The sequence below is a fragment of the Pseudomonas sp. URIL14HWK12:I6 genome, assembly GCF_000514195.1.
GTDB classification, from domain to species: Bacteria; Pseudomonadota; Gammaproteobacteria; order Pseudomonadales; family Pseudomonadaceae; genus Aquipseudomonas; species Aquipseudomonas putida_A.
This window is the reverse complement of record NZ_AZVL01000011.1, coordinates 104,443-123,623: the sequence shown is the minus strand read 5'-3', so window position 1 is coordinate 123,623 and position 19,181 is coordinate 104,443. Positions and strand designations below refer to the sequence as shown.

General features: G+C 56.5%; 18 protein-coding genes. 14 read left to right on the top strand and 4 right to left on the bottom strand.

Features of this window, described 5'->3' with window-relative positions; translation table 11 throughout:
* Positions 1-16: 16 nt before the first annotated feature.
* The 5 genes from H043_RS0116290 (at position 17) to H043_RS0116270 (ending at position 5,857) form a co-directional block, all read left to right on the top strand.
* Positions 17-1,120: an ABC transporter ATP-binding protein gene (locus H043_RS0116290; protein ID WP_027612738.1), complete on the top strand. Its 1,104-nt coding sequence runs from the start codon at positions 17-19 to the stop codon at positions 1,118-1,120.
* 17 nt (positions 1,121-1,137) lie between these two features.
* A complete protein-coding gene (locus H043_RS0116285) occupies positions 1,138-2,613 on the top strand; it encodes a mannitol dehydrogenase family protein (protein WP_027612737.1) in 1,476 nt (491 codons plus the stop codon).
* Between the two features lie 131 nt (positions 2,614-2,744).
* A complete protein-coding gene (gene xylB, locus H043_RS0116280; protein ID WP_027612736.1) occupies positions 2,745-4,241 on the top strand; it encodes a xylulokinase in 1,497 nt (498 codons plus the stop codon).
* A gap of 13 nt (positions 4,242-4,254) precedes the next feature.
* Positions 4,255-5,193, top strand: a complete 939-nt coding sequence (locus tag H043_RS0116275) for a carbohydrate kinase (protein ID WP_027612735.1) — start codon at positions 4,255-4,257, stop codon at positions 5,191-5,193.
* A gap of 43 nt (positions 5,194-5,236) precedes the next feature.
* Positions 5,237-5,857 (top strand): hypothetical protein, encoded by a 621-nt coding sequence (locus tag H043_RS0116270; protein ID WP_027612734.1) that lies wholly within the window; start codon positions 5,237-5,239, stop codon positions 5,855-5,857.
* Between the two features lie 142 nt (positions 5,858-5,999).
* Here H043_RS0116270 and H043_RS0116265 read toward each other — a convergent pair whose 3' ends face one another.
* Positions 6,000-7,301, bottom strand: coding sequence for an OprD family porin (locus H043_RS0116265; RefSeq protein ID WP_027612733.1), 1,302 nt, complete (start codon positions 7,299-7,301; stop codon positions 6,000-6,002).
* A 374-nt stretch (positions 7,302-7,675) separates the two neighbouring features.
* On the opposite strand from H043_RS0116265, the gene H043_RS0116260 reads away from it, so the two are divergent.
* The 4 genes from H043_RS0116260 to H043_RS0116245 are packed head-to-tail and all read left to right on the top strand — an operon-like array spanning position 7,676 to position 14,891.
* Complete coding sequence (locus H043_RS0116260) at positions 7,676-9,730, top strand: type VI secretion system tip protein VgrG (RefSeq protein ID WP_027612732.1); 2,055 nt, start codon at positions 7,676-7,678, stop codon at positions 9,728-9,730.
* The gene (locus H043_RS0116255) at positions 9,721-10,584 is read left to right on the top strand and encodes a DUF4123 domain-containing protein (protein WP_027612731.1); all 864 of its coding nucleotides are present in this window, start codon (positions 9,721-9,723) and stop codon (positions 10,582-10,584) included. Before H043_RS0116260 ends, H043_RS0116255 begins: the two co-directional genes overlap by 10 nt.
* Before the next feature lie 33 nt (positions 10,585-10,617).
* The gene (locus tag H043_RS0116250) at positions 10,618-13,908 is read left to right on the top strand and encodes a hypothetical protein (RefSeq protein WP_256214252.1); all 3,291 of its coding nucleotides are present in this window, start codon (positions 10,618-10,620) and stop codon (positions 13,906-13,908) included.
* An 8-nt stretch (positions 13,909-13,916) separates the two neighbouring features.
* Positions 13,917-14,891 (top strand): tetratricopeptide repeat protein, encoded by a 975-nt coding sequence (locus tag H043_RS0116245; RefSeq protein WP_027612729.1) that lies wholly within the window; start codon positions 13,917-13,919, stop codon positions 14,889-14,891.
* 169 nt (positions 14,892-15,060) lie between these two features.
* Here H043_RS0116245 and H043_RS30285 read toward each other — a convergent pair whose 3' ends face one another.
* Entirely contained in the window at positions 15,061-15,303 is a 243-nt protein-coding gene (locus tag H043_RS30285; RefSeq protein ID WP_143503061.1) for a hypothetical protein, read from the bottom strand.
* A 2-nt stretch (positions 15,304-15,305) separates the two neighbouring features.
* Here H043_RS30285 and H043_RS0116240 point away from each other — a divergent pair, with 2 nt between their 5' ends.
* From H043_RS0116240 to H043_RS0116235, 3 genes are read left to right on the top strand one after another with little or no spacing between them, the layout of a single operon-like run.
* Complete coding sequence (locus tag H043_RS0116240; RefSeq protein WP_027612728.1) at positions 15,306-15,650, top strand: hypothetical protein; 345 nt, start codon at positions 15,306-15,308, stop codon at positions 15,648-15,650.
* 23 nt (positions 15,651-15,673) lie between these two features.
* Positions 15,674-16,249, top strand: coding sequence for a hypothetical protein (locus H043_RS30280; protein WP_143503059.1), 576 nt, complete (start codon positions 15,674-15,676; stop codon positions 16,247-16,249).
* 14 nt (positions 16,250-16,263) lie between these two features.
* Entirely contained in the window at positions 16,264-17,262 is a 999-nt protein-coding gene (locus H043_RS0116235) for a tetratricopeptide repeat protein (RefSeq protein WP_027612727.1), read from the top strand.
* Between the two features lie 97 nt (positions 17,263-17,359).
* Here the strand turns inward: H043_RS0116235 and H043_RS0116230 are convergent, their stop codons facing one another.
* On the bottom strand, positions 17,360-17,656 hold the full coding sequence (locus H043_RS0116230; protein WP_027612726.1) for a hypothetical protein: 297 nt from the start codon (positions 17,654-17,656) through the stop codon (positions 17,360-17,362).
* A gap of 489 nt (positions 17,657-18,145) precedes the next feature.
* On the opposite strand from H043_RS0116230, the gene H043_RS0116225 reads away from it, so the two are divergent.
* Entirely contained in the window at positions 18,146-18,415 is a 270-nt protein-coding gene (locus H043_RS0116225) for a DUF2790 domain-containing protein (protein WP_027612725.1), read from the top strand.
* 90 nt (positions 18,416-18,505) lie between these two features.
* Positions 18,506-18,904, top strand: coding sequence for a hypothetical protein (locus H043_RS0116220; RefSeq protein ID WP_027612724.1), 399 nt, complete (start codon positions 18,506-18,508; stop codon positions 18,902-18,904).
* Here H043_RS0116220 and H043_RS0116215 read toward each other — a convergent pair.
* Positions 18,901-19,170 (bottom strand): DUF1652 domain-containing protein, encoded by a 270-nt coding sequence (locus H043_RS0116215; protein ID WP_007964586.1) that lies wholly within the window; start codon positions 19,168-19,170, stop codon positions 18,901-18,903. The two genes, H043_RS0116220 and H043_RS0116215, sit on opposite strands and share 4 nt — an antisense overlap.
* Positions 19,171-19,181 lie beyond the last annotated feature (11 nt).

Sequence of the window (19,181 nt, the reverse complement as noted above, 5' to 3'; positions counted from 1 at the left end):
GTGGAGGCCCATCAAAATGGCCAACCTGAAAATCAAGAATCTGCAAAAAGGCTTCGAAGGTTTCTCCATCATCAAGGGCATCGACCTTGAGGTGAATGACAAGGAATTCGTGGTCTTCGTCGGCCCGTCCGGTTGCGGCAAATCCACCCTGCTCCGACTGATCGCCGGGCTGGAAGAGGTCAGCGGCGGCACCATCGAACTCGATGGCCGCGACATCACCGAAGTCAGCCCGGCCAAGCGCGATCTGGCGATGGTGTTCCAGACCTACGCGCTGTACCCGCACATGACCGTGAAGAAAAACATGTCGTTCGCCCTCGACCTGGCCGGTGTACCGAAAGCCGAAGTCGAGAAAAAGGTCGGCGAAGCGGCGCGCATTCTCGAACTCGGGCCGATGCTCGAGCGCAAGCCGAAACAGCTGTCCGGCGGCCAACGGCAACGGGTCGCCATCGGCCGCGCCATCGTGCGCAATCCGAAAATTTTCCTGTTCGACGAACCGCTGTCCAACCTCGACGCCGCGCTGCGCGTGCAGATGCGTCTGGAGCTGCTGCGTCTGCACAAGGACCTGCAAGCCACGATGATCTACGTGACCCACGATCAGGTCGAAGCCATGACCATGGCCGACAAAGTGGTGGTGCTCAACGGCGGCAAAATCGAGCAGGTCGGCTCGCCGCTGGACCTCTATCACAACCCGGCCAACCTGTTCGTCGCCGGTTTTCTCGGCACGCCGAAAATGGGTTTCCTCAAAGGCAAGATCGCCCGCATCGACGGCCAGAGCTGCGAAGTCTCGCTGGACGCCGGCACGCGCATCACCCTGCCGTTCAATGCCGCCAACCTGAGCGTCGGCAGCACCGTGACCCTGGGCATTCGCCCGGAACATCTGGAGCTGACACAACCGGGCGACTGCACCCTGCAAGTCACCGCCGACGTCAGCGAACGCCTGGGCAGCGACACCTTCTGCCACGTCACCACCAACGCCGGCGAAGCCCTGACCATGCGCGTGCGCGGTGACCTGGCGAGCCGCTACGGCGAGCAACTGAACCTGCACCTGGACGCCAGCCATTGCCACCTGTTCGACGCCGATGGCGTGGCGCTGACCCGCCCGCTTCGCGCCGCGGCCTGAATTTCGAGACCTGCCCGATGAAACTGAATGAACAAAACCTGCATCGCCTCGCCCCCGAGGTGCAACTGCCGGCCTACAACCTCAGCGACACCCGTCAGGGCATCGCGCACATTGGCGTCGGCGGCTTCCACCGCGCGCATCAGGCGTATTACACCGATGCGCTGATGAACACCGGCCAGGCGCTGGACTGGGCGATCTGTGGGGTCGGCCTGCGCGCGGAAGACCGCCGCGCCCGTGACGACCTCAAGGAGCAGGATTACCTGTTTACCCTGTTCGAACTCGGCGATAACGACGACACCGAAGTGCGGGTGATCGGTGCGATCCGCGACATGCTCCTGGCCGAGGATGGCGCGCAGGCGCTGATCGACAAACTTGCCGATCCGCAGATCCGCATCGTCTCGCTGACCATCACTGAAGGCGGCTACTGCATCGACGACAGCAACGGCGAATTCATGGCGCACCTGCCGCAGATTCAACACGATCTGGCACATCCGCAAACGCCGAAAACCGTGTTCGGCTTCCTCTGCGCGGCGCTGGAAAAACGCCGTGGCTCGGGCACACCGGCGTTCACGATCATGTCCTGCGATAACCTGCCGCATAACGGCGCGGTGACCCGCAAGGCACTGCTGGCCTTCGCCACCCTGCGTGACCCGGGGCTGCGCGACTGGATCGCGCAGAACGTCAGTTTCCCCAACGCCATGGTCGATCGCATCACGCCGATGACCAGCACCGCGCATCGTCTGCAACTGGCCGACAAACACGGTGTGGACGACAACTGGCCAGTGGTCTGCGAGCCTTTTGTGCAATGGGTGCTGGAAGACAAGTTCGTCAATGGGCGCCCGGCCTGGGAACAGGTTGGCGTGCAGTTCACCGATGACGTTTCGCCCTACGAAGAAATGAAGATCAAACTGCTCAACGGCAGCCATCTGGCGCTGACGTATCTGGGCTTTTTGAAGGGCTATCGTTTCGTCCACGAGACCATGAACGACCCGCTGTTCGTGCGCTACATGCGCGCCTACATGGACCTCGACGTCACCCCGCAACTGGCGCCGGTGCCGGGCATCGACCTGACCGACTACAAAAACACGCTGGTGGCGCGGTTCTCCAATCAGGCGATTGCCGACCAGCTGGAGCGGGTGTGCTCGGATGGCTCGTCGAAGTTTCCCAAGTTCACCATTCCGACGATCAATCGCTTGATTGCCGACGGCAAGGAAACCAAGCGTGCCGCGTTGGTGGTGGCGGCCTGGGCGTTGTATTTGAAGGGCGTGGATGAGAATGGCGACACTTATACGATTCCCGATCCACGGGCAGAGTTTTGTCAGGGACTGGTAGCGGATGATGCGTTGATCACTCAGCGGTTGTTGGCGGTTGAGGAGATCTTCGGCACGGCGATACCGCGTTCGGCGGCGTTTGTGGCGGCATTTGAATGGTGCTGCAACAGCTTGCGTGAGGTGGGTGTGACGCGCACTTTGGAGCGGGTCTTGACTGAATGATGCGGTGACTTTACTGCCGCCTTCGCGAGCAGGCTCGCTCCCACAGGTGAACGCATTTCAAAATGTGGGAGCGAGCCTGCTCGCGAATGGCAGCCTCACCCTGGCAAACCTGACACCCTGAGGACCTCACTGTGACCACCCGACAACTCTTCCTCGGCATCGACTGCGGCACCCAGGGCACCAAGGCGATCATCCTCGATGCCACCAGCGGTCAGGTGCTCGGCGAAGGCGCGGCCACGCACACGATGATCAGCGGCGCCAACGGCCGGCGCGAGCAGGACACCCAACAGTGGCTCGACGCCTTCGCCCTCGCCACCCGCCGCGCCTTGCTCGCAGCCAATGTTGACGGTCAGGCGATCCTCGGCATCGGCGTTTCCGGCCAGCAACACGGTCTGGTACTGCTCGACGATCAGGGCCAGGTGCTGCGCCCGGCCAAGCTGTGGTGCGACACCGAAACCACGGATGAAAACGACCGTCTGCTCCAACACCTGGGCGGTGAAAAAGGTTCGCTGGAGCGCCTGGGCGTGGTCATCGCGCCGGGCTACACCGTGTCCAAACTGCTGTGGACCAAGGAACAGCACCCGGAGGTGTTCTCGCGTATTGCGCGCATCCTTCTGCCCCACGACTACCTGAACTTCTGGCTCACCGGCCGCGCCTGCAGCGAATACGGCGACGCCTCCGGCACCGGCTATTTCAACGTGCGCAGCCGCCAGTGGGACTTGCAACTGCTGCGCGATATCGACGCCACGGGTCGCCTGCAAGCCGCGTTACCGGAGCTGATCGACGCGCATCAAGCGGTCGGCACCCTGCTGCCGGCGATTGCCGAACAGCTCGGCCTCAGCCCGAATGCGCTGGTCGCCAGCGGCGGTGGCGACAACATGATGGGCGCCATCGGCACCGGCAACATTCAGCCGGGAGCGATCACCATGAGCCTCGGCTCCTCCGGCACGGTGTACGCGTACGCCGAGGCACCGCAGGTTAGCGCGGATGCGTCGGTTGCGACGTTCTGCTCGTCCAGTGGCGGCTGGCTGCCGCTGATCTGCACCATGAACCTGACCAACGCCACCGGTGCCATCCGCGAGCTGTTCGACCTCGATCTGCAGCAGTTCAATCAGCTCGTGGCCGAGGCGCCGATCGGGGCCGAAGGCGTGAGCATGCTGCCATTCCTCAACGGCGAGCGCGTCCCCGCCCTGCCCCATGCCACCGGCAGCCTGCACGGCCTGACCCTGAGCAACCTGACCCAGGCCAACCTGTGTCGCGCCGTGGTCGAAGGCACCACCTTCGGTTTGCGTTATGGGCTGGATCTGTTACGCCACAATGGTTTACAAAGCCGCAGCATTTGCCTGATCGGCGGCGGTTCGAAAAGTGCAGTGTGGCGGCAGATCGTAGCCGACATCATGAACACCCCGGTGATCTGCACCGAACACAGCGAAGCCGCAGCCCTTGGCGCGGCGATTCAGGCGGCGTGGTGCAAGTCATGGTCGAACGGCCACGAAGACACTTTGGCCGATCTGTGCCAGCGCTGCGTGAAGCTCGATCTGCACAGTGAAACCCTGCCGGTCACCGCCAATGTTGCGGCGTTCCAGCAGGCCTATGAACGCTATCAACAGCATGTCGCAACCCTATAAAGAGCAAACAATTATGTATTTGGTGTGTGGCGAAGCCCTGTTCGATTTCTTCAGCGAAGACGATGCCAGCGGTCTGGCGTCGAAGGTCAATTTCAAGGCGATTGCCGGCGGCTCGCCGTTCAACGTCGCGGTCGGCTTGCGCCGTTTGGGCGTGGATTCGGCGCTGTTTGCCGGGCTGTCTACCGACTATCTCGGCCGGCGTTTGCAGCAAGTGCTGCAGGATGAAGGCGTGCGTGCGGACTACCTGATCGACTTCGCCGCGCCAACCACGCTGGCGATGGTCGCGGTCGGTGCCAACGGTTCGCCGCATTACAGTTTTCGCGGCGAGGGCTGCGCTGATCGCCAGTTGAGCGTTGCACATTTGCCGCAACTGGGCGCTGAAGTCCGTGGTCTGCACATCGGCTCGTTCTCGCTGGTGGTGCAACCGATCGCCGACACCCTGCTGACCCTGGTGCAGCGCGAAAGCGGCAAGCGCCTGATCACCCTGGATCCCAACGTGCGCCTCAACCCGGAACCGAACATCGACCTGTGGCGCGAGCGCGTGGCGACCCTGGTGCAACTGGCCGACATGATCAAGGTCAGCGACGAAGACCTGAGCCTGCTGTATCCCGAACAGGATCCACAACGCGTGATCGAAGGCTGGCTGCAGCATCGCTGCCAGTTGGTATTTCTGACCCGTGGCGGCGAAGGCGCAACGGTGTTCAGCCGCGCTCATGGTTCGTGGTCAGTACCGGCGTGCTCGGTGAAGATCGCCGATACCGTCGGCGCCGGCGATACCTTCCAGGCGGCACTGATCACCTGGCTGACCGAGCAAGAACTGGACTCGGTCGAAGGGGTTCAAGCACTCAGCCGCGAGCAGATCGACGCGATGCTCAGGTTTGCCGTACAGGCGGCCGCCCTTACGTGCAGCAAGACCGGTCCGGATTTGCCCTATCGTCACCAGTTGAGCTGAGCGCGTAGACTGTCGGCCTTTTTGCGCGCATGGGGATGACGGTTTGATGTCGGGGCGGACGGCGGGACTTTTGATACTGGCGGGACTACTCAGCGGCTGCGGCACCTCGCCGCCGCGTTCGCCGGAAGACATCTGCGAGATCTTCCGCGAGAAGAGCGACTGGTACGACGCGGCGCAAGTCACGCAAAAGCGCTGGGGCGTACCGATCCAGGTGCCCTTCGCGATCATGTATCAGGAGTCCGGCTACCGCTACGACGCCAAGACGCCGCGTAAATACCTGTTGTGGGTGATTCCGTGGGGCCGGGTGTCGACGGCCTCCGGCTATGCCCAGGCCAAGGATGAAGTCTGGGCCGATTACCAGAAAAGTACCGGGCGCAACTGGGCCGACCGCGAAGACTTCGATGACGCCATCGACTTCGTCGGCTGGTACATGGACAAGACCACCTCGATCAACGGCGTGTACAAATACGACGCCTATAACCAGTACCTGAACTACCACGAAGGCTGGGGCGGTTTCCGCAACAAGACCTACGCCAGCAAGGCCTGGCTGATGCCGACTGCGCGCAAAGTGCAGACGCGTTCCGATGTGTATGCGCGGCAGTATGCCGGGTGCAAAGAGGATCTGAATCGCGGCTTCTGGAGCCGGTTCTGGCATTGGTTGTAGGGATGACTATCAGGCCCAATCGCGAGCAGGCTCACTCCTACAAGGGATCGATGGCGAACACGCTATCCCCGTCTACCAAAATCCCTTTGTAGGAGTGAGCCTGCTCGCGATAGCGGTCATCCAGGCGCCATAGTTCTCAGGGTTACAACACCGAAAAGTTGTAACTCACAATCAACCGGGTCTCATCCACATCCCGGGCAAACTTTTCATAGTTGGTGCGGTAAGTCGCATTGCGCAGGCGCAGGCTGACATCCTTGAACGTGCCCGTCTGGATCACGTACTTCAACTCGCTGTCGCGCTCCCACTCTTTGCCCTCCTGATCACTGCCCGGGACCTTGATGTGATCACCGTTGACATAGCGGGTCAGGAAGCTCAGGCCGTTGATGCCGATGGCCTTGAAGTCATAGTCATAACGCAGCTGCCAGGAACGTTCCTGCGCTGCGGCGAAGTCGTTGACCTGCACGTAGTTGACCAGATACGGATTGCTGCCATCGAGGTACGGCATCGAATTGTCGCCGTTCATGCGCTGCCAGCCGGCGCTGAAGGTGTGGCCGCTGATGCCGTACGAGAGCATGCCGCTCAAGGCGCGGTTGTCGATGGAGCCGGCCTTGGCATCACCGCTGTCGGCGCTTTTCAGCAAACGCAGATCGGCCTTCAGCACGCCATCGCCCAGTGGCTGATTGCCGAGCAAACCAATGAAGTGCTGGCGATAGATGTCTTCCAGCTCGGCGTAGTGATACTGCGCGGTCAGGCGATCGTTGATCTTGTAGTCGATGCCGTACATGTCGAAATGATCGGCGGTGGTGTTACAGGCGTAGCGCTTGTTCTTGCAGTGCACGCGGATGTCTTGCGAATCGGTGGAGTCGCGCGCGGTGTACTTGTCCAGACGCGCGGCCATGAAGGTCAAATCCTTCACCTCCCTGGAGGTCAGCATGGCGCCGTTGAACATGGTCGGCAGCAAGCGGCCGTCGTTGTACTTGAGCAACGGCAGATCCGGCAGCAGCGCGCCGTACTTCAACACCGTGTCCGAGACCTTGACCTTGGCGGTCAGGCCCATTTTTGCATACTGACCCTTCGAGCCGCGCGGATTGTCGCCGCTGGACGGCAGCAAGCCGCTGTTGCTGCGATCAGGGCTGGAGTCGAGCTGAAAGCCGAGCATGCCCAGCGCATCGATACCGAAGCCGACCGTGCCCTCGGTGTAACCCGATTGCAGATTGAGAATAAAGCCTTGCGCCGACTCTTCACGCTTGGAAGCACCCTGGTCGCTGGAGGTGTGCCCATCACGGAAATCGCGGTTGAAATACACCGTGCGCGATTCGATTTTCGCCGTGGTGTCTTCGAGAAAACCGCTGGCCTGAACCTGCGCAGCAAAACCGGCGCACAGCACAACGGCTCCGAAGCCAAACGACTGGCGCGGGGTGATGAGAAGGAATGGGGGACGCATGAAAAACTCCAACAGTACAGCGTTTGCGCCGGGGCGCAGTCAGCCAGAAAAATAGCTCCCGTCCCGGGTCAAAAACAGCCGGGAAGAAGTGGACACGCAGGGGTGAGGGGCAATGATGGCAGATGGCTTTGACGGTCTGAAGGCGACTTTAGTCTGAAACTGACTGGCGATTCTTCGGCCTGCGATGGGCTCAAACCAGGTGCTGGCCAGTGGCTCACGACTGCGAAATCCCCGGTTTCATTGGGTGAAAACGCCGGCATAGGGGTTTTCCCTATACCCCACGGGCCCCGTCCCTACGGCATTTGCGCCTTGAACGAGGCGGTCTAATCCTCCATCATCCGTCACCTGCTTATTCAATGGACGGAATTCAAGGCATGCTGGACGCCAACGCTACCCACATTACCCTTACCCTCGAAGGCGCCTCCGCCGACCTGCAAGTGCTGAGCTTCACTGGTCGCGAAGCCCTCAACGAGCCTTTCCGTTTCGACCTCGAACTGGTCAGCGCCCGCCCCGACCTGAAACTCGAAGAGCTGCTGCACAAGCCCGGGGTCCTGACCTTCGGCGCCACCGGCGAAGGCAAGATTCATGGCCTGGTGTATCGCATCGAACAAGGCGATTCCGGCAAGACCCTGACCCGCTACAGCATCAGCCTGGTACCGCAACTGGCCTATCTGCGGCACAACCATGACCAGCAGATTTTTCAGAACCTCACGGTGCCGAAGATCATCGCCCAGGTGCTGGAAGATCGCGGCATTCTGGCCGACGCCTACAGCTTCCAGCTCAACGCCGAGCACCCGCAGCGCGACTACTGCGTGCAGTACGACGAGTCCGACCTGCATTTCATCCAGCGCCTGTGCGAAGAGGAAGGCATTCACTTCCACTTCCAGCACAGCAGCAGCGGGCACAAACTGGTGTTCGGCGATGATCAGACGGTGTTCCGCAAACTCAAGGCCGTGAGCTACCAGCAAGACTCCGGCATGAGCGCCGACAAACCGGTGATCAAGCGCTTCAACCTGCGCCTGGAAACCCGCACCACCCGCGTCAGCCGCCGCGACTACGACTTCGAAAAACCGAAGATCCTGCCCGAAGGTGCAGTCAAATCCGAGTTCGCCCCGGATCTTGAGGACTACGATTACCCCGGTCGTTTCACCACCCGCGAGCGCGGCAAATTCCTCTCGACCCGCGCCCTCGAACGTCATCGCAGCGACTACAAACTCGCCGAAGGCAAAGGTGACGAACCGACCCTGACCAGCGGCCACTTCCTGACCCTGGCCGAACACCCGCGCGCTGAATGGAACGACCTGTGGCTGCTGCTGGAAGTCTTCCACGAAGGCAAACAACCGCAAGTGCTCGGTGAAAACGTCACCAGCGACGTCACCGACAACAAAAGCGATTTCCACCAGGGCTACCGCAACAGCTTCCTCGCCACCCCGTGGGACGCGCACTACCGCCCTGCCCTCGAACACCCGAAACCAAAAGTCCTCGGCAGCCAGACCGCGGTCGTCACCGGCCCGGCCGGTGAAGAAATCCACTGCGACCAGTACGGCCGCATCAAAGTCCAGTTCCACTGGGATCGCGACGGCCAGTCCGACGACAAAACCACCTGCTGGCTGCGCGTCGCCAGCGGCTGGGCCGGCGCCGCCTACGGCGGCATCGCCATCCCGCGCATCGGCATGGAAGTCCTCGTCACCTTCCTCGAAGGCGACCCCGACCAGCCCCTCGTCACCGGCTGCCTGTACCACAAGGAAAACGTCGTCCCCTACGAGCTGCCGGCAAACAAAACCCGCAGCACCTTCAAAACCCTCAGCTCCCCGGGCGGCAAGGGCTACAACGAGTTTCGGATTGAAGACAAAAAGGGTGTGGAGCAGATCTACATCCATGCGCAGCGGGATTGGGACGAGAACATCGAGCACGACCAGAAGATCCGCGTGGGCAATGAGCGGCATGACACGGTTGAGGCCAACACCTACAGCGAATTCAAAGTCGAAGAGCACCGCATCACCCATTTGAATCGTGTCAGTGAAATGCGCGCAGATGATCACCTGACCGTCGCAGTCACCCAGCACCTCAAAGTAGGCACAGCGCAATTCGTCGAAGCCGGCAGCGAAATCCATTACTACGCCGGCCAGAAAGTCGTCGTCGAAGGCGCAATGGAACTGACCGCCAAAGCCGGCGGCAGCTTCGTCAAGGTCGACGCCGGTGGCGTGACCATCAGCGGTGCCGAGGTGAAGGTCAATACCGGCGGTGCACCGGGTGTAGGTACGCCGGCCGCGCCGTTGCTGCCAGGGCCGATGAAGGTGGCGGATGCGGATAAGGCGGGCAAAGTGCTCATCCCGCTGCCCAAACGCCTCAACGAGTCCGGTATCACGCCGTTGTGCGGCAAACAAAGCAACGGCGCTTGCAGCCGTAAGGATTGCACATGCATGTAAAAACGCTCAGCGCCCTCCTCGAAGCACCACGCTACGCCTTCGAGGATTTGCCGAAAGAAAGCTCCGACCTGAGCCTGTGTTTCATCATTGATCGCGTCCGTCAGCCAGAAGCCATGAGCCGCCTCTACCGTGTCGGCGAACCCGTCGACACTCAAGGCCTGTTCCTCAACACCGACTTCGCCGAAATCGCCGCTGACGGCCCTCTCTGGCTGGTCGCACCGTGGGGCAGTCGCCTCGCTGCAGAAGCGGCAGGTCTCTGCGAAGAGAACTTTGCCGGCATCGCACTCACCACAGCAGATCCAGTCAAAGCACTTGCACACGCCCGCTGGCTCCTGCGTGCCAACGATGGCTCCGGCGGTCAAAGTCTGTTGAGTTATCACAAGCCAAGTCTGTGGGCCGCGCTGGCCTACACCGCCGGTGAAAGTTCGCATCAGCTCTTCGGCCCTTGGCAAGACGTATACAGCCCGGCACCGGTTCACTTCGGGCGCAATCGCAGTCGCTGGCTCAGTTGGCGAGCCCTTTCGGAACTTGAATGGCTGGGCGACGTTTCAGCGTTCAACCTGCCACCGGCAGCGCCAAAGGTTCAGGAGCATCTTGGATGGGTTTACTGGGCAGACGAGCAATACGCTGCCTACGGTGAACCTACCGACGAACAACTGCCCAACCTCGTGGAAAACCTCAATGTGCTGGTTGCCCACAACATTTACGAAGGGCGTCATTTACTGAAACTGGGCCAAATCACCAACGGCCCGCTGCTCGAAACGCAGCCACAGGCAATGGCCATCCTGCAATCCAGGGAAGAGTCGTTCATCAAAGTGCAGCAGTTGCAGAAACTCGCTAACAGCGCTGCTTGATGAGCCCGTCCGTAAAGAATGAATGGAAGCGAAATGGAAACTGAAATTTCAGAAGCACCCAAGGTAGATCTCAACGGACCAAGTGCGAACGTATCGACTTCAGCGGTACCGGTAGAAAGCAAGCCAGCTTTGGAACTTGATCCCCAGCCTGAAGCGCCTGACAGTTGCTCTAACGCGTTCGACAACGTGAAGACGCCTTGCTCGACGGAATATGGCGAAGTGATCTACGCCACCAAGGAAAAAATGTTCTACCTGTTGCCTAAACGAGCGGCCAGCTCGATCAAAGAGGCGATGAATGAACTCGAGCAACACATCAGCGCCAGCAAGTCTCCGGAAGAACGACTCAAAGGTATGAACACCGCAGGGCTTCTAGAGTACTTTCTGGAGCCCAAACTGAGTAATTTCCTGCAAGGCGAGCAAAAAAGCCGAATGCTCGAAATCGAGGCTCAGGAACCCGATATCGCGCAGCCCACCATGGCTATGCGATTGAAGGCTGTCAGCCGAGAGGCCCGAAACTCCGCTGCTTTGGACAAACTGCCAGACCAAAGCGAATACGCTCGCAATCGGGAGCTTGCCAATCAACAGCAAGCGAGCCTGCTTGAAGCCAACTCTGACGGCCAGAAACTGCAGCGCCTCTACAACGAATGGAAGAAGCTGAAAGCGATTGCAGTTGCACAGGCAAAAATTGCTGGCTACACCTACGAAAGCGGCAACCTGTTTTCCCCAGGGGCGATCGAAGCAAGAAATCGCGTGCAGACTTACTTGAAAGCCCGCGCTGCGCTCACGAAGAGTGGCAAGTTGACGACTCTGAAGGAGGCAGACTTTCAGAAAAACAAAAAGGCTTATCTGGACGCCACAAACTGCGTAATCGATGGCAAAGCCCGGATGTGTGGTTATTTAAAGGAAGTTGCTAACGAGCGCAAAAAAGTCGAAAAAGACTTCGCTGCTTATATCGATGCGATTTTGAAAGTTGCCGACTACGGATTGGCCCTACCGGAGTTTGCGCTCATTCCTGAGACGGGTGACATCAGCGCAGGTGTCGAGAAGTTCAAAGCATATCTCGAGATGGAGCAGCAACAGATCAAGCTCACCGAGCAGATCCGCACGAAATATAAAGCCTGGATTGACGCCAGCGGCCAAAACGTCGCGCCCCCCACAGGAATCGTGGAAGCGGAGCAAGCAGAGTGGCAGCGCATCCAACAAGATCGCCTTAAACTCCGCGAAGACGCTGAAGCAGCGGTTGCTGCAGCCCTGCCATTACGACACCTCCTGTGGGAACCCGAGCAGTATCAACCAAAACCGGAAGAGCGCTTGGTCAAAGCAGAATTTCCTTTGCGCGAAGTTGCACTTTTCAATAGTCCCAACAGTCCCGTTAAACACCTGAGTCTGCTCAATCTGGAGGGCATCACAAAGGTACTGAAAAAGGACGCGAGTGAAATCGGCGCCAAAGCAAGCAAGGATTTGAAGAAACTTCCGGGAAACAGCAACGGAAAAGCAACATCGGACACTGACGACAATCCTTTCCATGAGTGGCTGCGAGCGGAAGGTGCACTAGCCATCAAAGATCAGCAGAGTGACTGGTTTGATGAGAAAGGCTGGTTTGATGTAGAGCTGTTCCATTCTTACCTGAAGTCGAAAAACTACAAGGTCGAAACCTTTGAGGATGCAGGAGCCCGCAAGGACTGGGGACTTCGTCTTCGTCAGTTGCTCTTCAAAGAAGAAGTCAGAAGCTCGTTGCGCCTGTTCGACAATAGCCCCCAAGCGCAACTCGTGCGTTGCCTCACACCGCCGCAGTCATCAATCCACACTGGCGCTAAGATAAACGGCCCGACATTCAGTGTCGCGGATAACTTCAAAGCTTCCGCCAAGGCTGAAGCAAGCCTGGGCATTGACCTCGCACGTGGCGAAGTCGAACTGATGAAAATGGATCTTCCGGGCAGAGATCAGGCCAAAGACATCCTGATTCCTTACCTCGACTACGACAAAAATCGCAAAAACCTGAATCTCGGTCGGTTCTCCATCCACCTGGGCGCCAGAGCCTGGGGATACACAGGTGCCACTCTCCTCCTTTCCTCCAGCGTGCAGTTGGGACGTGCAAACGTACAAGGCGGCCTAAATCTTCCGGAAATCACCGACGCAAAACGTCCTGAAACGACAAATTCAACCGCTGGAACCGTGAGAAGCGAACCGGTGCTGGAAGGCAATGCCGCCAAAGTTCGAGTAGAGGACGGCGCCAAAGCTCAATTCAACCTTTTTGCTGGAGTGCAGGCAGGGATCCTACTGACCGGCGCTCTGAACTGGGCACCACCAAAAGACATAGCAGCCTTGCGCACCGCGCCAACGCCCGGAATGGGTAACAGCGTCAACAGCACCAAAGCCAGTCAATGGTCCAGTCTTGCCAGACTTACTGCTGGTTTTACTGCCGCATACGGGCTTGGCACGAATGCAGACATTGGCATTTCCTTGCACGAAGGCCGCTTCATTATGCGGTTCAAGGCATCTGTCATTGTCGGAGCGGGAGCCGGCGGCGAGTTCCAGTTCGAAGTCGGTTATGACGGGGTTACTGACCTGATTAACCTCCTACGCCGCGAGATTCACAAGAACCAGGATAAATCGCTGATTTTTGTTACGGATGAAGCATCGGATTATATCGACAAGCTCAATTTCCTTGGCGCTGCCGGTATGGAAGTGGCGATGTCTTATATGCAGGGCGTTGATATGGTGATGTCTTTGTATGAGGCGTTAACAGGAGGTGGTCGAGGCGGTACTGTCGCTCATACAATCATGACATATCGAAACCAAGCAGAGCTTGAAGAGTGGTTCATAGCAGCTACGCCAGGAGCGTTGGGTCCGATGCTAATGACACTTACCAGTGCAGCGGAAGCGTTCAAAATCCCACTAAAACTTTCCGACAGCAGCCTCGCTACTGAGTATAGTCATGACCAAGCTCACCTTCTTCAGCAAAAAGCAATTGAGCGCACTCTTGGTTGGATAATAAAGCGCGCCGAAAAAGACGGAACTATTTTAAAAGCACAAAGCCAATTTGAAGAAGCCTGCATGTGCATGAACAGGTTTGGGACAAAAGAGAAGAACCAAAACCAGAAATATTGCGAGAACCGCCTGCACATGGATAATTTCATGTCGGAAGCAGTTATGCGACTTCAAGATCGAACAAGTGACGACACCAGAGCTAGATACAAAGCGCATGTTAAAACTCTTGGCGAGCGACTAGACGGCTATTGCGCTCGGATTACACACTATGGAAGAACATATTTGCCAAGTGGAAAAGCAACCTATACCGGACCGGACGACAGTGTAAAATGATTAAAAACATGCAATACAAATCAATATCCCAAATCTTTTTTGTGCTCCTGGTGTTCGTATCTAATTCCGCTATGGCACTCACAAGCGCTCAGGCAACTGCTAAAGAAAAAGGAATTACGCTTTTTAATCAATATAAACCTGCTGAAACGGAACTTCGGATTGCTGCAGAAGCAGGTGACGCTGAATCACAATTCTACTTGGCTGAAGAGCTCCGACAAAGAAGCCAATACATTACGACTGAGGCAAAAAAATGGTTAGAGGCGGCAAGTGCACAAGGGGATCTTTACGCCATGCTTAGGCTCGCCCGCTCGGACGATGATCTCTGTACGACAATGAAAAACTGCCCTCCCGGGCAAAAAACTTCGGCAGAGTGGATGGATAAAGTAAAAGAGTTAGCAACATCTAGAGCTGAAAAGGGTGACGCTGAGTCCGCTTATATCATGTATTTGGCAACTGGCCAGTTGGACTGGTTAAAAAAATCCGCAGAGTCTGGTTTTGCTCAAGGTCAATGGCTGCTTGCCATTCGATATAAGGAAGGTAATGGATCCTTTTTGTTGCCTTGGAAACGATCGGAAGCTGTGGAGAGTTGGGCAAAGGCATCTGCTATGGGAGGTAATCCCAAGGGAATGATGGAGTACGCTGCCATTCTTTTCGAGAAGGGTGACGTGGAGAGTTTTCGATATTGGAATGAACAAGCCGCTTCAGTTGGCTTCGCTACTACAGTATATGGATATGGGTCAGACCTTGCCCATGAGCCCGATACTTATGGCTTCCCTTATGACATCATCAAAGGCTATGCCTTAATTTATTTATTGAAAGAGCTTGATGGCGGAGGCGGCATGGATGCGAACGTCAATGATAAGCTTCCTAAAATCGCTGCAAAAATGACGCAAAATCAAATAGCAGAAGCAAAAATATTTGCACAACAGTGGAAAGCTACTCACCCGCCGCTCTCCTTTTTCCCCGACAAACTTGGACGCTAATTCAAAGCACTTCCACGACCAGATTAGGGCTAGATACAAAAAAACATGTTGAGGAGCTTGGCGCGAGACTAGACGAATTTTTTCAACGATTTACGCACTATGGCCGGACATACCTTTCTGGCGGAAGAGCGACATATTACGGCCCAAAGAATAAATGACTAAAACACAATCATGACAACACAAGTCCAAATCCGGCACCGTTGCCAGCACCAAAAGCACAGACCAAGTGCTGACCGGGCGTGCCGCCAATGTCCAAATCGAAAGCGACTTTCAATGTTTTCGGAGGCTTGCAAGCCGCCATCGAACTCACCGGCGCACTGAACTGGGCACCACCTAAAGAGCTGGTCGCACTGCGCACCGCACCAACGATGGGTATCGGCAGCGATAAAGACGCGAAAAAAAGCGAATCCATGGTTGACGCTTGCCAAGCTGAGTGGGTCTGTGGGGGTTGCGCTGGGCGCAGGATTCCAGGGAACGGCGCAGATTTCTGTGGATAAGGGCCGCTTTATTCTCAATCTGAAGGCTGCGGTAGTGCTGGGCCCTGGTGCTAACGGCAGCTTTAAGTTTGAGATTGGTTATGAGGCGGTGGTTGATATCATCAACTTGTACCGTAAGGAACTTCACAAGACTAAAGGTCGTAAGGTCGAGTGGATGGATCCTGAAGCGAGTGAATATGCGTCAGCGCTTAATGCATTGGGTGCTGCCGGGTTGAACGTGGCGATGGCGTACATGATGCGTTGGGATGTTGTGATGTTGTGATGTTGTGATGTTGTGATGTTGTGATGAGCCTATATGAGGCGCTGACTCGTAGTGGCAAGGGTGGCCCAATTGCGGATGCGATTGTTGAGTACGGCAACCAGAGCGAGCTAGAGGACTGGTGTATTAATGCAATCCCTAGCGCATTGGGCCCGCTACTTAGAACATTAAGTAGCCCGCCTGAGGCGTTCTCTGTAAATAGCGAAGGTTCAAAACGGACATATCCACAATCGGAAGCTCATGCACTTCAACAGAAAGCAATCGAGCGGATTTTAGGTTGGATTGTTAAAAACGCACAGAAGAACAACACTATTGACAAAGCACAAAGCCAGTTTGAGATGGCGTGTATGTCGATGAATGAATTCGGCGTAAGAGCTGCTAACTCAGAGCAAGATTACTGCAAGAATCGATTTGCGCTAGATAGCTTCATGGCAGAAGGCGTTCAAAACTTACTAGACAAACAAAGCAACAGTGCCAGAGAGCGTTACAAAAATCACGTAAGGCTGCTTGGCGCAAATCTTTCAGAGTATTGCCAGAAAAATTTCGTTCCTCGTCCAAACTACTCTAGTAGTGGAGCGTCACCATTTTTAAGAAATTTCTAATGAGCACAGAAAATATGAGTATTTATAAGGCGCTTCGCTCGCTAATCATCTGGTCTGTTATTTTCTCTCAGAGCGTAAGTACTGCAGCATTTGCTTCCACGCCAGACAGTCAGAATAACCGCAACAAAATTAGCGGAATCATCTTATACAACCAATTAAAAATCGACGCTGCCATTCCACAATTAGAAAAAGACGCAGAGGCCGGCGATATAGATTCCCAATATTACTTAGGAGAGGCTCTTCGAAAGCGGAATCGCTACATGACGAGAGAAGCACAGCAATGGTATGGAAAAGCTGCGAATAATGGATCTATATTTGCGATGATTCAATTAGGTCGCCAAAACAATGATCTTTGCAAAAAAATGAACAACTGCCCCCCTAGCGAAAAATCAAGCGCCGAATGGTTGAGCCAGGCAAAAGATCAAGCTATGAAGGGAGCAAGCAAAGGCGATCCTGAGTCTTTGTATTTGATGTATGAAATAACTTTCGATCGTACCTGGTTAGAAAAATCGGCTAGCTCAGGCTACGCGCTCGCACAGTATTGGATGGCCGTCGGTGATCGGCAAGGTGAGGGATTTTTCCTTCTTCCCGGGAAGCGGGAAGCATCAGTAAGCCGGTGGTTGAAAGCGGCTTCTGAGGGAGGGAATCCAAAAGCAATGATGGATTACATTGAGATCCTTTATAAAAACAACGATCTCGAGGGCGTCCGTCATTGGCTTCAAGTAGCGGCTGAAACAGGGGATCAAAAAGCAATCAGCAGCTATGGCTCTTACCTTGCTCATGCGCCTGATCAGGTTGGTTACCCTTTGGATTTGGTTAAGGGCTATGCACTGATTAGCCTGCTCAAAGAGCTGGATGGGGGTGGTGCCATTCAGGATTTCGTTCAGGATACTCTTGAAGAGATTGGGGCAAAGATGACTTCCGAACAGATTGAAAGCTCAAAAGCAGTCGCTAAAAAATGGAAAGACAGTCACCCGCCCCTCTCCTTTTTCCCCGAAAAACTGGGACGTTAAAAACAATTATTTCTGCGAAAGAAATGCCGTAAATAACGGAAAGAGTGAGTTGTATGAACTCTACTTCAACCTCACTCATTCCCTTCTTGCTACAACATCAAACCGGCGCCTTCCAATCCAGCATCTGCTGCTGTGCCACCTGCAGCAAATCATTGCCGTCCTGCGCCAGCAGGTACAGCGCATGGGTAATGTGTGGAATGTCCTGAACATCGCCATGCCGGAAGCACATGCAGTGCAGGGTTTCGAGCAGGTCGCTGCAGGCGCGGATGCGCTGGACGGCGGACTCGAGGATGTCTTGGGGGTTGGCTTGGGTATCGATGACCATTGGCGCGCTGTCGGTGACGCCGCTGTTGAGCGGGTGATAGCGGCTTGGGAGCGAATTTGGTGTAAGCATATTGATTACTCGATTGTTTCGAAAGTAACCCGCCAGCACCGTGACCAAACGATGGGAGGCGGACCGTGTACAGGCTTGGTCAACCGAGAACAATCAACTCAGCTCGCCCGAAGGCGTCCTGCACACGGCCACCACAGCAATGCACTACACGGTCAAAGAACTCCGCGGTGCAAATGATGGCACATATGCAATCGATTATTCTCAGGTGACCAAACCCGAATCGCTGATTTTGCAGCGACGCCAAACCATAACCGCCCCGTTCCCGCCGCCGGAAGCAGACAAAGCATCCATCCTTGTAGGAATCGGCACCGCATCCCCGAGAAATCATCCCTCTGCCAGACAGCCGGCGTTCAGCCCGGTTAACCATCGCTTAACGCCGCAGTCCAAGACTTTACTGAACCGCACACCTCAGCCCCTGGCTGGCGCCGAGTGCGGCAGGTTCGGCCGTATGGCGCCGAACACTTATTCCGTCGCACGGGAGTCCGATTCATGAACATTCGCACGCTATTGCTCACCTCCGCCCTCGCCTGCAGCGCATTTGCCGGGCTGGCTCAGGCCAATGACACCAACGCTGCTACCCAGCCCGTTCCTTACCAGTACGGCATGCCGTTGCATGTGAACAAAGTGATCTCGCTGACCGAGCCACAGACTCAGCAGTGCAAGGTCATCACCGCCGACATGAAGTACATCGACAATGCAGGCAAGCCGGCGGAAATCACCTACCGGAAAATGTCTGACGCCTGCAGCTTCCAGAACTGACAGAAGGCTCTGATTTGCGGCTTTGCGGTAGGCGGTGAGGGGCTCGCGGGTTATGCTCGGGGTCACTTCTCACTGCCGCAAGGACTCGCCATGCAGTTGTCGTTTCGCACGCTGTCGATCATCACATCTTTGTTGTGTTTCGTGCTGGCGCTGGCTTGGGGCTTTTTCCCGCAGGTGTTGCTGGCGATCTGGAGCATTGAGTATTCGTTCGCTGCCGGTTTTGTAGCGCGGCGCAGTGCGGTGCTGTTTGCGGCGTTGGGGGTGATGTTTTATCTGGTGCGCAGCGCGCCGCCGTCGCTGGGTCGCAATGCCCTGAGTAACGGGTTTATCGTCGGTTGTTTTGGCTTGACGGTACTGGGTTTTGGCGAATGGCTGAACGGCCATGCTGGCCCCGGGATTCTGCTCGCGGTGCTGGTCGAGTTCGCGCTGGGCCTTGGCTTTGTGCAGGCCCGGCGCGTGACGGTCGAACTGGGTGAAACGGTGAGTTAAAGCGCTCTGGAGCGAGGACTGTAATGCTGTGGTGTGGTTTGTTGCGCCAGATCCGAGCGCAAGCCGGCAATCAGTTCGTTGATCTCACGGCAGCCATTGAGATGGCTGGCGTCGATACCGCTGACGTGCAGATCAACCTGGTCAGTCTGGTGGTCGCCGAAGACCTTGACGGTCATCGACAGGTCTGGCGACAGCGTGCACTGGCAGCGTTTAGGCAGAAAACTGCTTTCAATGATATTGCGTAGTTCCAAGGCAGACAGAAACATGGTGAACCTCT

Excerpts from the sequence above, each read along its gene's own strand:
- H043_RS30280 (WP_143503059.1), top strand. The coding sequence starts at position 15,674 with ATGAGCCTATATGAGGCGCTGACTCGTAGTGGCAAGGGTGGCCCAATT.
- H043_RS0116245 (WP_027612729.1), top strand. The coding sequence starts at position 13,917 with ATGCAATACAAATCAATATCCCAAATCTTTTTTGTGCTCCTGGTGTTC.
- H043_RS0116285 (WP_027612737.1), top strand. The coding sequence starts at position 1,138 with ATGAAACTGAATGAACAAAACCTGCATCGCCTCGCCCCCGAGGTGCAA.
- H043_RS0116255 (WP_027612731.1), top strand. The coding sequence starts at position 9,721 with ATGCATGTAAAAACGCTCAGCGCCCTCCTCGAAGCACCACGCTACGCC.
- H043_RS30285 (WP_143503061.1), bottom strand. The coding sequence starts at position 15,303 with ATGGATTCGCTTTTTTTCGCGTCTTTATCGCTGCCGATACCCATCGTT.
- H043_RS0116275 (WP_027612735.1), top strand. The coding sequence starts at position 4,255 with ATGTATTTGGTGTGTGGCGAAGCCCTGTTCGATTTCTTCAGCGAAGAC.
- H043_RS0116250 (WP_256214252.1), top strand. The coding sequence starts at position 10,618 with ATGGAAACTGAAATTTCAGAAGCACCCAAGGTAGATCTCAACGGACCA.
- H043_RS0116215 (WP_007964586.1), bottom strand. The coding sequence starts at position 19,170 with ATGTTTCTGTCTGCCTTGGAACTACGCAATATCATTGAAAGCAGTTTT.
- H043_RS0116225 (WP_027612725.1), top strand. The coding sequence starts at position 18,146 with ATGAACATTCGCACGCTATTGCTCACCTCCGCCCTCGCCTGCAGCGCA.
- H043_RS0116265 (WP_027612733.1), bottom strand. The coding sequence starts at position 7,301 with ATGCGTCCCCCATTCCTTCTCATCACCCCGCGCCAGTCGTTTGGCTTC.
- H043_RS0116290 (WP_027612738.1), top strand. The coding sequence starts at position 17 with ATGGCCAACCTGAAAATCAAGAATCTGCAAAAAGGCTTCGAAGGTTTC.
- H043_RS0116260 (WP_027612732.1), top strand. The coding sequence starts at position 7,676 with ATGCTGGACGCCAACGCTACCCACATTACCCTTACCCTCGAAGGCGCC.
- H043_RS0116220 (WP_027612724.1), top strand. The coding sequence starts at position 18,506 with ATGCAGTTGTCGTTTCGCACGCTGTCGATCATCACATCTTTGTTGTGT.
- H043_RS0116230 (WP_027612726.1), bottom strand. The coding sequence starts at position 17,656 with ATGCTTACACCAAATTCGCTCCCAAGCCGCTATCACCCGCTCAACAGC.
- H043_RS0116235 (WP_027612727.1), top strand. The coding sequence starts at position 16,264 with ATGAGTATTTATAAGGCGCTTCGCTCGCTAATCATCTGGTCTGTTATT.